At 46.2% G+C, this 13,702-nt stretch carries 14 protein-coding genes; all 14 read left to right on the top strand.

Annotated elements, in window-relative coordinates; translation table 11 throughout:
* Window positions 1-20: 20 nt before the first annotated feature.
* The 14 genes from HII27_RS19820 to HII27_RS19755 all read left to right on the top strand — a co-directional run bounded on the left by HII27_RS19820 (window position 21) and on the right by HII27_RS19755 (window position 13,655).
* On the top strand, window positions 21-314 hold the full coding sequence (locus HII27_RS19820; RefSeq protein WP_007372222.1) for a hypothetical protein: 294 nt from the start codon (window positions 21-23) through the stop codon (window positions 312-314).
* Window positions 311-1,129 carry a DsbA family protein gene (locus HII27_RS19815; RefSeq protein ID WP_007372223.1) on the top strand — a complete coding sequence of 273 codons (819 nt, stop codon included), beginning with the start codon at window positions 311-313 and terminating at the stop codon, window positions 1,127-1,129. Before HII27_RS19820 ends, HII27_RS19815 begins: the two co-directional genes overlap by 4 nt.
* Window positions 1,130-1,178: 49 nt before the next feature.
* Window positions 1,179-1,463, top strand: a complete 285-nt coding sequence (gene traL, locus HII27_RS19810) for a type IV conjugative transfer system protein TraL (protein ID WP_007372224.1) — start codon at window positions 1,179-1,181, stop codon at window positions 1,461-1,463.
* Window positions 1,460-2,086 (top strand): TraE/TraK family type IV conjugative transfer system protein, encoded by a 627-nt coding sequence (locus tag HII27_RS19805; RefSeq protein WP_185669262.1) that lies wholly within the window; start codon window positions 1,460-1,462, stop codon window positions 2,084-2,086. The genes traL and HII27_RS19805 overlap by 4 nt, the downstream gene beginning before the upstream one ends.
* Window positions 2,087-2,326: 240 nt before the next feature.
* On the top strand, window positions 2,327-3,364 hold the full coding sequence (locus HII27_RS19800; RefSeq protein ID WP_007372226.1) for a TraK domain-containing protein: 1,038 nt from the start codon (window positions 2,327-2,329) through the stop codon (window positions 3,362-3,364).
* 4 nt (window positions 3,365-3,368) lie between these two features.
* Window positions 3,369-4,766 (top strand): TraB/VirB10 family protein, encoded by a 1,398-nt coding sequence (locus HII27_RS19795; protein WP_007372227.1) that lies wholly within the window; start codon window positions 3,369-3,371, stop codon window positions 4,764-4,766.
* Window positions 4,763-5,329: a type IV conjugative transfer system lipoprotein TraV gene (traV, locus tag HII27_RS19790; protein WP_016241587.1), complete on the top strand. Its 567-nt coding sequence runs from the start codon at window positions 4,763-4,765 to the stop codon at window positions 5,327-5,329. Before HII27_RS19795 ends, traV begins: the two co-directional genes overlap by 4 nt.
* Window positions 5,330-5,422: 93 nt before the next feature.
* Complete coding sequence (locus HII27_RS19785; protein ID WP_007372228.1) at window positions 5,423-7,021, top strand: YadA-like family protein; 1,599 nt, start codon at window positions 5,423-5,425, stop codon at window positions 7,019-7,021.
* Window positions 7,022-7,201: 180 nt separating this feature from the next.
* Window positions 7,202-7,966, top strand: coding sequence for a DsbC family protein (locus HII27_RS19780; protein WP_007372229.1), 765 nt, complete (start codon window positions 7,202-7,204; stop codon window positions 7,964-7,966).
* Window positions 7,967-7,993: 27 nt separating this feature from the next.
* Window positions 7,994-10,480, top strand: coding sequence for a type IV secretion system protein TraC (traC, locus tag HII27_RS19775; protein WP_007372230.1), 2,487 nt, complete (start codon window positions 7,994-7,996; stop codon window positions 10,478-10,480).
* Window positions 10,477-10,749 (top strand): hypothetical protein, encoded by a 273-nt coding sequence (locus HII27_RS19770; RefSeq protein WP_007372231.1) that lies wholly within the window; start codon window positions 10,477-10,479, stop codon window positions 10,747-10,749. The genes traC and HII27_RS19770 overlap by 4 nt, the downstream gene beginning before the upstream one ends.
* A gap of 10 nt (window positions 10,750-10,759) precedes the next feature.
* Window positions 10,760-11,284, top strand: coding sequence for a signal peptidase I (gene lepB, locus HII27_RS19765; RefSeq protein ID WP_007372232.1), 525 nt, complete (start codon window positions 10,760-10,762; stop codon window positions 11,282-11,284).
* Complete coding sequence (locus HII27_RS19760; RefSeq protein WP_016241583.1) at window positions 11,278-12,591, top strand: TrbC family F-type conjugative pilus assembly protein; 1,314 nt, start codon at window positions 11,278-11,280, stop codon at window positions 12,589-12,591. The genes lepB and HII27_RS19760 overlap by 7 nt, the downstream gene beginning before the upstream one ends.
* A complete protein-coding gene (locus HII27_RS19755) occupies window positions 12,588-13,655 on the top strand; it encodes a TraU family protein (protein ID WP_007372234.1) in 1,068 nt (355 codons plus the stop codon). The genes HII27_RS19760 and HII27_RS19755 overlap by 4 nt, the downstream gene beginning before the upstream one ends.
* Window positions 13,656-13,702 lie beyond the last annotated feature (47 nt).

The raw sequence follows: 13,702 nt of genomic DNA, 5'->3' as shown, positions 1-13,702 counted from the left end.
TTAGCTGTGCGAGGTGATGCATGACTAATTCGAAACCATTTATTCTTTCTGCCCTGCTCTGCCTGACGTTTACCGTAGGGATGATTAGCTATTTGCTAATTTCTGATGTCCCAGAAAAAATCCGTATCCTCAATCAGAAGATCACGGCATCAACTTACCCTCAGTCACGGGATGTCCTGAACAAAGACATGGCTGAAATCATACTGCCCTATCTTAAAAAGCAAAAAGCTGCTGAGGCGTCTCAGGTCAAAGTCCAAAAGCCAAACGAAATCTATACGCCGGAACAATTGCAGCAATCAAGAGGCTACAAATGAAAAAGAACATTTTGAACTCTCTTATATTTGGAATTCCGCTCATGGTTATGGTAAGCACGGCTGCATTTTTTACTTACCAAATCGATAGACAGTCCCAACTTCTTAATGACCTAGCGATCGTTGCTGAGACTCACAAGCCCGTAGTAAACAACAAAAGCGAACTACTGGACGCATTTGCAAAATACATTAATGCAGCGGGCCTAAAACCTGAATCGCAGAAACAATCCAATGTCGGTTACCGGACTGGAAACAAACCCGATACCGCCTATGCGCCTTCTACGGACAACGAACGTATTTATGGGAACCCGGATGCTCAGTTCTATATCATTGAGTATTCCGATTTTGAATGTCAGTACTGCAAACAACATTTCCCAATCGTTATGGATCTCGTGGATTCATCACAAGGGAATATTGCGATGGTTTTCAAACATGTTCCTGTTCACGGGCAGGCTTCCCGTACTGAAGCTTTAGCAGCGGAGTGTGCTGTTGAGCAGGGAGGAAATCCATCTTTCTTCCAGTTATCTAAAGCGTTATTCCGCTACAGCCAATCTGACGGGCACGGTCTTAGCGCACCGCTAGACCAAATCGCCCGCGAAACTGGTTTAGACCCGAACCGCTTACTTGAATGTATCAATGCGGCCAGGCCGTCCAGCAAGATAGCCGACGACGTTCGTGAAGCAGGTCAGCTTGGTATCCAAAAGACCCCTACAAACATTGTTGTCTACGGTGATAAGTCAGCCATTGTTCAGGGCGCAGTAGATGGAGCAGGCCTTATGCAAATGATGGCTCAGCTTGCAGGCTCTGGTCAGAAATAGGCGCATTTTGTCGTCAATAAATCTGAAAAAATTCATATGAGAGGTCATCATGGAACCTGTTTATATTTCTCACTCGATTGACGAACCACCAAAGTTATTTTTTTGGTCGATTGATGAAGCCATGCCATTTTTCGTTGCTCTCGCGGTTGGGATTATCACTGGACGATTATTACCGATGATAATTCTGGGTGTTGTAGTTTCACGTGTTTATGGCGGTTTTCTGGCGCGAGCTTCTGAGAAATATTTTATGCACCTCTGTTACTGGAAATTCGGAGTCACATTCGGTGGTGGCACTTTTGTACCTGAATCCTTCGACCGGGAGTTTATTGTATGAATATCCATAATTTCAAAAAAGGGTTAGTTGGACTTCAGTTAGAAAACAAAAGTTTCAAGTTAATCTCTGCCTCAATGATTCTGGCAAACCTTGTACTTGGTTATGCTCTGTTAGCCAAAACACAACCCATCACTATTATTCCGCCAAACCTTACAGAAACAGCCTGGCTGGATGAAAAAGCCGCCAGCAGCTCTTATATGAAGGCATGGGCGTTATATATAGCCGACAGTTTTGGAAATGCTAACCCAGCCACTTTAGATCTACTCAAGAATTCTATCGGCCCGTTTCTTGACGCTTCAATTTACACAAAAGTTATGAAAGCAATAGACGACCAGATTGACCAAATTAAGCGCGACCGAATCTCGCTTTCTTTTAATCCGGTCGGGGTTATCACCGACCCGTTAGCAGTTGGTACTTTTTATGTCACCGGTAACCAAACTCTCGAAGGTATCACCGGCAAACCATCGACCACGCCAGTCTATTACGAGATTACTGTTAACGTAAAAGGCTACCGGCCCATTATTACGTTCATTGAGATAAAGAGTGGCAAACCGTTGCTGCCAAGTGAAGAAGATAAACACAAAGGTCAAAGGCAGAAATCTTCGGCAGCTCGAACTTCCTGACAGAATTTCGTTAGTTGATTTAACCGAGATATAAATCTTTAAGCGAGAGATTAATAAATCAGCAATCAGTAAACAAAACGGATGTGCCGAAATGAATTTTCTGATTGGTAATAGCCAATTTAAAAATGAACGTAGTGTTGCCACTTATCGGGGGGCTAAATGTTGAATAGTAAACGCATAATTATCCTGTTGCTTACCGCGTCGTCCACATTAGCGACCCATAGCGTAACGGCGGGCGAAATGTCTGTTGATCAAGGCATGGTATTTGAGCAGCCTGATGCGCAGTCGCAACCCAAAGTCACTGCAAAACTCGCCTCTCGACCAGCATCCTCAACTCAGGCAATGCTCAGCACAGAAACACGCCCATATCCTGACAACTATACACCACCAGCAAGTAACTCTATCAATGGCGGGAGTGAACCAGCTATTGATGGCCGTAATATTCAACCAGTACCTGCTGCAATTGCCAGTCCCGTTCCACTCACAAAAGAAGTCATTCCTTCTCGGCTGGAATATATCGTTGCGCCTGGCGTGAACACCCTCGTACCGATTTCGATTAACCAGATCAACCGGCTTGTTACACCGTTTGAACACCCTGTAGTGCAGAAAGTTAAACAGGAGGGTGTAACTGTAAATGTAAAAGATAACGCTCTCTACGTTTCCACCTCAGACAGTAACCCGGCAAGTCTCTATATCAGTGAGAAAGGTGACGAAAGTGTAGCGATCTCCGTGTCGTTAGTACCTCAGAAAATTGCACCGGTGCAAGCCACTCTCATGCTTTCACGAAAGCTGAACAACACGAGTACTTCTGGTGTTATGCCTGCGGCATATAACAACTATGGTGGAAGCGAAGTCAAAGCCAGGCGATGGGAACAGAAAGATAATTACATCGAGACGATTCGCAACATAATGCGAACCATCGCGCTTGGGGACATTCCACCCGGATACTCTCTGGGAAATCTCTCTTCAGGAGTTGGTATCCCGAACTGTAATTTCCGCACGGGTACTGACCAGGATCAGATTCGCTACTCCTTTGCAAATGGCCAGTATCTTCAGGGTAGTCAATTCAGTGTCATCATCGGCGTTGCACAAAACACTGGTTCATCAACAGTAATGGTTGATGAATCACTCTGCACCCATCCTCAGCTTGCAGCAAGAGCACTATGGAGTCGCAACACTCTCCAGCCTGGCCAGCGAACTGAAGCTTACTTCGTTATCCGCAACATCCAGCCAAACGAACAAGCTAACGATTCCATGCGCCCTAAACTCGCGGAGTAAAATCATGCTTATCCCCTTAAAAGAGAAATGGGCCTCAATTTCAGCAAAGCATAAAAAATGGGTTTTATGGGCTGGCGTATTTACTTTCGCCGTTCTTTTTTTGCTCTTGGTTATACCCGACTCAGCTGGCCCCCGAAATCGAGCGCCACAAGAAAAAGTGATTGCCAGCGTCCTTACCGATGGTGATACCAATGGAGTTAGCCAGAATGCTATTGCGGCGCGAATTCGCGCACTCGACAAGACCATTAAAGAGCAAGGTCAACTGATTAAAACGTTAACCGAGAAATATGGTGCTGATCAGACAGCTCAGCGTCTTAGCAATCTGGAGAACAACCAGAAAAAATCAGGCGCTGAGGTTGCAGCTATTAAGAAACGCGTTGATACCGTCTCTAACCCTGTGCCTTACTCACAACAGTCTCGCGGAGCGACACCACTGGCTGGAAACGGCCAACGTAACGTCCCTACTCTGTATAAACCTGAAGAGATATCTGCCCCTTCAGTTGCGCCAAGAAACTCAGGAAGTTTCAATAACGGGAAAACATTACAGCGCGTATACGAAGATGCGGCCCCCCCTGTCGTACCGGAACCCGCAGCAAACCAGCGTCAGCAGAAAGGGAAGGATGGCAAAGCAGTACCAAGCCAGGCAACTCCTGAAATCATCACTGTACAGGAAGATATTGAAGCCGCACCCGTTGCTGACGAAGATGATAACCCCGAGAACCAGACCTACCTTCCTGCAACGTCGATCATAAGTACTGTTTTGATTGCGGGGATGGATGCACCAACATCTCGTGATGCACGAAAAGACCCTTATCCGGCGCTGGCCAGGGTGAAAAAGGATGCAATTCTCCCAAACCGTTTCCGTGCAGATATACGTGAATGCGGAATGCTTGCAGCTGGGTTCGGTGATTTGTCCTCCGAAAGAGCTTATTTCAGATCGGAAGTCATAACGTGCATTCGGGATGACGGTGCAGTTTTTGAAGCCCCACTCGTAGCCTACGCTGTTGGTGAAGATGGTAAATCAGGTGTTCGTGGTCGACTGGTTACCAAACAAGGGCAATACCTGGCACGAGCCCTGACCGCTGGCTTCCTACAGGCTGCATCTCAGCTCTTTAACGTACAGAGTATTCCGACAATCAGTATTAAACGCGATGGAGATAGTAGTGACGCTACTCCTTACCAGCAGGTTATGAGCTCTGACGCACTCCAGGGCGCAGCAGTTTCTGGCGTAGGTGGCGCATTGAATCGTCTTGCCGATTTCTATATGCAAATGGCCGGTGACCTTTTCCCTGTAATTGAAATTGATCCAGGCCGTAGTGTTGATTTTATTGTGCAAAAAGGGGTCATGCTGAAATTCACACGTGTTACTTCAAAAACTCAAACCGTTGGGGGCAAGAAATGATGACGAAGAAAATTGTATCGGCATTGTTTTTAGTTAGTGCCGGTTTTGCGATGTCGGGTTGCTCACTACTGGGCCAGAACGATGAATATGGATGCAAGGGAATGCCCAATTCGGTCACATGTATGAATGTCCGAGATGTGTATGCCCTGACCGATGGAGATGATTACCAGGAGCAGATTGACACCGCATCTGAAAACCAACTTTCGGGAAAGCCTGTGGAGGTTAAGCGGCTGCGCACTACAGCCGGGAACGGTGGACGGAATACTGCCGATGGTGGTCGATACGTCCCTGTGCCTGCTACTGCTGCTGATCCTCAACCCATCCGAACGCAATCTATCGTCATGCGGGTGCTGGTTGACCCCTATGAGACCGCAGATGGAGACCTTAACGTCCCTGGCTACGTCTATACCGAGATTGAGCCGCGTCGTTGGGAAGTCGGTGCAAGAAATAGTGCCACATCAACTGCTGTTATCAGACCAATGTCTGCACCGGTTGCCGCTGCTCCAGCACAATCCCAGGGTGAGACATCACAACCTCCTCAGAAAGGGAGTTACATTAAATAATTGTCCAGTAGTACCGGTATACCGGTACTACTTTTTTCATGTGCTGTATTCCTTGGTCGTCTTTTTAATACCCATCACTGAAAAGGTAAGCACATGAAACAAAAGTCATTATATATTGCTATTGTTCTGGCACTTCATTGTGCTGTAGCCGTGGCAGATAACTCAATCGATAGCACCCAAATTGACGAAGTTACTGTAAATGGTGATGGCAATAACATTTCAGGGCTAACACCCTGTGCAACCCCATCAAACTGTAAATCACCACTCGGCAACTCAAGTGTTTCAGGGAATAACAACACAATTACTTCGTTAACAAACTATATTATTACCGGAAGCAATAATGACTTATCATTTAGTTACGACCCAAGCCAATTCTGGAATGACTACGCCAATAGTTTCAATGTTTACGGGAATAATAATACTGGCACTGGTCTTTTTGATTTGAATCTGGTTGGGAGTGACAATAAAGTTCTAGGACAAAACCTTGCCGTTATGGGTTATAGCAATAACGTTTCAGGAAGTGCATTGCAAGTAATAGGCTCTTATAACGAACTGGATATGGTAGGTATGGGAGCAATTCTTGGTTCCAGAAACACTGCTACTAATTACGCTGGTTCTATAATGGGTACATTCAATACGGTGAGTGGTGGTTCCTACGCTTTGACTATCGGTTCCTTAAACAATATTACAGCTGCACCGATTAATGACCCCTCTGCTGTTTTTAAATTTGGCAACATCACAATCGGCACAATTAATACCATTGATTCCGACGAATCGATCGTGCTTGGCAACTACAATACTGTATCCGATGATAACGCAATTGTTATTGGTAATTATGCTTCTGCTTCAAATGGAGGTATTTCCATTGGGAACGGTTCATTCTCCAATAGTGCTGATACCGTATCGTTTGGTTCAGCTACGGTACAAAGAACACTGACTAATGTTGCTGATGGTTCCAGCCGGTATGATGCGGTGAACTATGGTCAGCTCATGAATTCCGTTAGTTCACTTCAGGCGTACACTGATAGTGCCATCAGTTCGTACCTTTCATCCATTGGCTCTGGCTCTAACACAACGCCACCTACTACAGGCGGAAATAACAATAACGGTACGGACGGCAGCGGGACAGGAAGTGGTACAGGGTCTGGTAGCAGTAACGACAATAGCCAGACTGCCACGGATACTAATACTTATACCGACGAGCGTGAAGTGTCGATCAACGCTCGTACCGACAGTCTAATTGCAACTGAAAGCGCATCCCGAGTTGCTGGCGATGCTCAAACTCTTGTAAGTGCAAACAGTCATACGGATGCCCGTGAATCTGTCATCAACTCAAGGACTGATTTCCTTGTCGATACTGAGCGCCAGTCACGGATTGATGGTGACCGACAGACCTTGGCTTCAGCTAATAGCTACACAAACCAGAAGTTCTCTGACCTTAAAAAGACGGTTGACCGTAATGATAAAAGAGCAAAAGCAGGCTCAGCAAGCGCAATTGCTATCGCTTCAATTCCCTTCCTCAATAACGTGTCGGGTTTTGGCATGGCGATGGGCGCGTACCGAGACCAGGGGGCAATTTCGGGAGGAGCGAATTACGCTATCAATGAAAAAGTAAACGTCCGCTTTAGCATGTCGGCTGATACAGCCGGTGGTGTTGGAGCTGGTGCAGGATTTGCGGTTGGCTTCCAGTAATAATAAAGCATAAATAAAAAGCCACTTTTTTGTGGCTTTTTATTTGGACTAATTGAGTAATTAAAACCGATATTAACATTTCATCACTTCCTTTTTTTGGGGACAGTTTGCAGCCCTTTTCCCTGCGGCAAAATAAATCAATATGTGAAAATGAAACCTCTCTCATTTGGAGCGGTTACTATGAACTTTATCAAACATGTCGCGACTGCGGCACTTTTGGTGGCACTTTCTGCATCAGCTTCTGTATTCGCCGATACAGTAAAAACAAACACCGGGAATATCGATACGATTTTCAATGAAAAAGCGTTCAAGAACATTCCTCAGAATTCGCAGGAAGTAAAACGTTTTGTCGTCCCTACTAACGGCATCATCGCACTAGAGATTGATGGGAAAGTTAATTTGCTGTCTTCTAATGGCCGCTTCGTTATACAGGGAACGCTCTATGACACATGGGCTAAAAAGCCTCTGACCACCATGAGCGAAATAACCAAGAACGCCAGCATCATTCCGATGAAAGAGCTGAACCTAAATATCGCGGACTTGCGCCCAGCCGTATGGGGCGATGGGCCTAAAAAGGTCATGATATTTACCGCACCTGGTTGTGAAGCCTGTGCAGCCCCACTTTCAGCACTTGCTGACCTCGACCCGAAAGAATTCACCGTTAGCGTTCTGTCGCTCGGAGCTCTGGGCCCGGCAAGCCAGCAGCGAAATATTGAATTGTATTGTGCATCCGACCGCTACCGCGCAGACCGCGCAATTATCAGCGGAAATTCCACTCAGAAATTCGACCAGGTAAAGAACTGCGATATGCAGGCTCTGGCTCGACGTGAAGTTACGGCTCAGATACTAGGTGTCAGCATGATCCCTTTCATTGTGCGTGATGACGGCTCCTACGTACTCGGCTCACCAAAACAAGGCCTCAAAAACTTTATCGAGAACAAGTAACACTTTCTTGGGAATCCTGGAGGCATTATGAGTGAATCTTTAATTTTTCAGCGACTCAAAAACCTGAAGCGTTTTTCTGACTTGTGTCCTGTACGTGCATATGACGAATCCAATCATTTGTTTATGTGCGACAACAAATATGTTGGTTTCGGATTTGTTTGTCGTCCCTTAAGCGGGACAACCGGCAAGGAGATGACTAACCTTCAAACGTTGCTGTCTTCCAACTTCCCCGCCAAAACTATCGTTCAGTTTGACCTGGTTGCAAGCCCAAACATCGTACAGAAAATTAACCGGATGGACGTATTGCGTATGGATTGCCGGGACGCAATCCTGCGTAACGCAATTTATAACCGCTCTAAATTCCTTTTGAAAAGCACCGAAACGCCGATGAAGCGAACCGGGACTCGCGTCCGAAATTGTGTGCTTCTCATTACAGTAAAAATTCCGATCAAATATAACTATGAAATGCGTGAAGAAGAATTCAATCACGTTAACGAGCTGCGGAATGTGTTCGAAACGACGCTGAGCATCACTGGTTTGTGTCCCGGTGCATTGACGCGTGAAAGTTACATCGATGTTCTGAGCTCCATTTGCAACCAGGGTGAAAGCGCCTCCTGGAGAGACCGGACGCCGGTACAGCCACAAGAAGACAAGTACATTTCAGAACAGTTAGTCGACCACGATCGCATGTTTTTCATTAAGAAAGACTATTGCGGTTTTGGTGATCCGACAGATTCCGAGCTTCGTGGAGAAGCACCTACACCGACAACGTTTGTGAAAACATTGAGTGCGCGAAAATTCCCGAAAAGATTCTTTCCCGGGCAAGCGCAATACTTTCTCGGCGATATGATGAGTGGTGTTACTGGAATTAAATCATCCTGCATCATCTCAATGAGCCTGATTTTCTTTGATCAGCAAAGTGAAAAAACTAAATTCACCTCGAAACGTAACTGGGTTGTTCAGCAAACCAGTGGCCCATTAATTAAGTGGGTTCCATCACTCATAAACTTGCGTGAGGGCTTCGATCTTCTTAGCGAAAAAGTTGATAACAACGACCCAATTTGCAAAGCCAAATTTACGGTATCAATCTTCTCTAACTCAAAAGATGGCGTGTTACGCGCTGCTCAGGAAGCTGCAAGTTATCTGAACACCTATCAGTTTAAGATGATCCCAGATACCTACTATGTTGCGCCAATTTTCCTGTCAGCTCTGCCAATGTTTAACGAAGCATCAGCAGAAAAGTCCATTGGCCGATATCGAACAATGGCACTCAGTGAAGCGATGGTACTTTCACCTCTCTATGCAGATTGGCAAGGTACAGACAAACCCGCCTTAATGCTGACATCGCGCTCTGGCCAGATCCAATCACTGGACTTGTTTGATTCTGATACTAACTATAACGCCTGTATCGCAGCTGAGTCGGGGTCGGGTAAGTCATTCCTGACAAACTACATTATCACCGCCTACAGAAGCCTCGGGGCTAAAGTCTGGTGTATTGATGTAGGTGACTCGTACAAAAATATCTGTGAGACCTACCAGGGCGATTATCTCGACTTCAATCCCAAAACCAGGCCATGTCTTAACTTCTTCGAACTGATCGAAGACTATTTCGGTGAGTCTGAAGATGATGACTCCAGTGGCGGTGAAGAAGATCTGATCATCGGATTGTTATCGGTGATGGCAGCTCCTAAAGAAGGTCTGAATTCATTCGAAGAGTCTCGACTTAAACAACATGTAGCTGATCTTGTCCGTGTACACAAGAAGCTGACCACCGTTGATATGGTTGCTGATTCACTGCTGAAAGATGAAGATAAAGACATTAAACGTATTGGCCATCAGCTCTATCCGTTCACGAGTGCGGGCCAGTACGGGAAGTACTTTGTTGGTAAGAACAATATCGACTTCAAAAATCCGTTCACTGTACTTGAACTTTCCCGACTGGAAAGTTCAGAACACCTTAAACAGGTTGTCCTCCTTCAGCTGATTTATCAAATCCAGCAGGACATGTTCATGGGCGACCGTAGCCAGATGAAGCTGGTCATTATCGATGAGGCCTGGGCATTGTTATCAGGAAATATCGGGGCGTTCATCGAGAAAGGTTATCGCCGGTTCCGTAAATATAACGGAGCTGCAATTACCATCACCCAGTCTATCAACGATATTTACAAAGATAGTATCGGGAAATCGATCGCAGATAACTCAGCCTTTATGCTCTTGCTGGGGCAAAGTGAATCCGCAGTGAACGAAGCTGAAGCAAATAAACGTCTGGCGCTGGACGAGGCTGGTTACCGGTTCCTTAAAACCGTTCGTTCCACGAAAGGTGTCTACTCAGAAATCTTTGTCATTTCTAAAGCGGGCCAGGGTATTTGCAGACTTGTGGTTGACCCATTCAGCTTACTTCTCTATTCGACTGACCCGAAAGACGTTGCCGCGATCAAAGACAGAAAGTCCCGGGGGATCAATACCGAAGAGGCTATCAACGAAATTCTGGTTGAGCGGGGGTTAGCCGCATGATTAAAACCGCTGCAATTGCGCTGCTTTTTGGTTTCATCGGAGCCGCCCTTTTTGGGCGGTTATTCCCACCAGCCTCGCCCTATGACTATGTTGCAGTCATCAACTTTATGGACGATAAAGGTCAACCGTTAGGTGAAGCCCAGTCAAGGCTGGTATTAGCCCGCGCTGAGAAACTGTCAGAGGCGGGGTATCTTGTGCTCAATGCCTCAGCCCTTTATAGCTACCCTACGGGGCTCAAGATCCCCCAGACCATCAACACTCAGCAATAGCGGTGGGCGAATGAATACACCCAAATCAGTATGGAGCTTAATATTTCGTAAAAAGCGAAGCTGGAGGCAACATATTGTTTTCAGCATCGTTGTTATTTTCTTAACCGCACCGCTGACGCTATACGTGCTTAACCGGTATGAGATTGGTATCGATCCACAAAATAACCAATGTCTTCCTCCGTACCGAATATATCTCGTCGATAAAATGGACAAATCAATCGTCAAAGGGAAAATTTACGCCTTTCATTCTGAGCTAATGCAACCATATGGCAAAGGGCTGAAAATTGTTGATGGCATTGCGGGAGACACAGTCTCCGTTGATCCCGAAGAGACTGCAATTAACGGCTCTATGGTCGGTGAGGGACTGGCATTAGCAGCAGAATCTGGCCATACCGAACAGGAGCTAACGCGTAGTGGTGTCGTACCGAATGGTCGCCTGTGGATGATGGGGCGCACCAGATACAGTTTTGATTCCAGGTACTGGGGATCATTAGACGAGTCACAAATTATAGGCCGAGCGTATCCATTATGGTAAAAAAAACACCTTTTCGACTTTCGATATTGGCATTTGTAACCGCTGTTGTTTTCACTCCAGTCTGGGCCGAAAACACTGGTATCTATTTAAGTGATCTGCCGTCAAGACCGGTATCCAACTTAGATAATATTCCGACAAGACCGGCTAATAACTACTCAGTCACTGACATTCAAAAAGCTAAGCGTCAATTATCTGCAACTGAAATGAAAGATATTGACAGTCTCATAAAAGCGGCTCGTGATAATCAAAATGCCACTGCCGACCGCGCTACTGACACGGTTAAAGATAATCGAAAAATGATGGGTGAAATGCCCGAGTATAAAAATACAGATGAACTAGTCGATGATGCGGTAAGAGGAGCGTTAGCAAAGTCTGATATGACTAACGAGAAACAAAATAAGCCAGCCGGTGATTTTATTTATATTCTCGTCTCCGCGTCTCTCAGCGATGCTGAAATCACCGACATTCTCAAGTTATACGATGGACGCACGGATATCGCTCTGGTTGTCCAGGGGGCAAAAGATAAAAAGAACCTGCTTGATGAACTTACCCACTGGCAGAAACTTTCCTTCGACTCCAAGTCTTCTCTGGCCGTAAACCTCGATCCAACTGTATTCAAAAACTACAACGTTAGTTCTGTACCGACCATTATCCATGAAAAAGATGGTGAGCTGGTGGCCAGGGTGACAGGCATCTATGACATCGCGTACCTGAAAGACAAGACCGGCGACCTTGGTGTGGCCGGGCCCGCTGTTGGGGTCGTAGAGAAGAACCTTATTGATGAACTACAGGAGAGTGTCGCTAAACTCGATTTTGATGGCATGAAGAAAAAGGCCATTGATAACTACTGGCCCCGCCAGGTTTTCCAGGAATTCCCGGAAGCGACAAAGCGAGCTACCAGAACCATCGATCCGACGGTCATTATCCCTCAAAACATTACTTCACCTAACGGCGATATCGTTGCAAAACGGGGGCGATTTAACCCGCTAACTGTGATGCCATTTACCATCAAGCTAATCTTTTTCGATGCACGTGAAGAATGGCAACGCCAGTTCGCCAGGTATCAGTTTGAACATACACCAGCCTCCCTCACGCCAATACTGGTCACGACAAACGTGTATGGTGATGGCTGGCAGACCTTCCGTGACACCAAGAAAGAATACGGTGACTTCGCAAGGCTATACATGATTCAGCCAGGCATGGCCGAACATTATGGTTTGATAAACGTGCCCAGCGTTGTGACAGCCGACAGTAAGCGATTCATTAATGATGAATATTCACGCAAAGATTTTGAGGAGCTGAAATGAAAAAAATTCTCTCAGTTCTGAAATCACCCAAGACCCTGGTGCTCGCATGTCTGGCTTTTACTATGCCGGTTTTTGCGGCTGACGTTTCATCACCCGTACAGAACAAGGTCTGTCATGATAACCAAGTCTTATCAGCGAAACTCATTACGGATGTTTGCTGGAACTGTATTTTCCCGATAAAGCTTGCCGGTATTAATCTGTCGATGACAGGTACTGCACCTGACAATGCAGCATCAGGGACAGTATGTGCCTGTAAGGATGGATTGAACGTCTATCACCCGGGTGTATTGACCGCGATGTGGGAACCGAGAAAGCTCATCGAGTTAACGAGAACACCCGGGTGCATGTCATCCCTAGGAGGGGTAACACTCGACCTTGGTAATGATTTGCAGTTTGGCCCGCAGACCGATGGAGCAGCCGAGGAACAGCGGGAGCGTTTCTCAATAAGTTTCTACAACGCACATATGTATGCTATGCCGTTATTAAGAATGTTGGATATGTATCTACCCGGTCAATGTAATGCCGACCCATACAGCGATTTTGATATCATTAATTTCACGGAGATTGACCCGACCTGGAATAATACGATGCTGGCATTCTTCCAGAACCCGGAATCAGCAGCTGTGGCTAACGTGATAGCAATGCAGGCTTGCGCCGGTGAAGCAGCGGCACAATTTGCAGGTAAACAGCCAATAGACTCACTTTGGTGGTGTGCCGGTTCCTGGGGTGGGCAGTATCCTTTAACTGGATCGGTACGGAGTATGGATGCCCCCAGAACAACCAGCCTGGTCGGGATCCGTATGCTGGCCGCAGAACATCGTCGTGGACTGGCCTACCGTTCGATGGGAAACGATACTGTTTGTCGCTCCAAGATTTACCCAACGTTGCCAAAGCAACAGTACAAATTGAATATGTTCTACCCTACCCCGGAGACAAAAAACAGTCATGAGGTCGGTGAGTCCCCATACCAATGGCAAGGTGGGCCTTTCCGTTATCCAACCGGTAAAGGCCAGGACAGCACCTACATGATTTTCCAGTGGGTAGATTGTTGCCGCACAATGTAATAAAAAAACCCTGCAATGCAGGGTTTTTAATTTCTGTTTTTCGTTGA

It is taken from the genome of Kluyvera sichuanensis, assembly GCF_014218705.1.
In the GTDB taxonomy this organism is placed as follows: domain Bacteria; phylum Pseudomonadota; class Gammaproteobacteria; order Enterobacterales; family Enterobacteriaceae; genus Kluyvera; species Kluyvera sichuanensis.
This window is presented reverse-complemented; position numbering and strand designations above follow the sequence as displayed.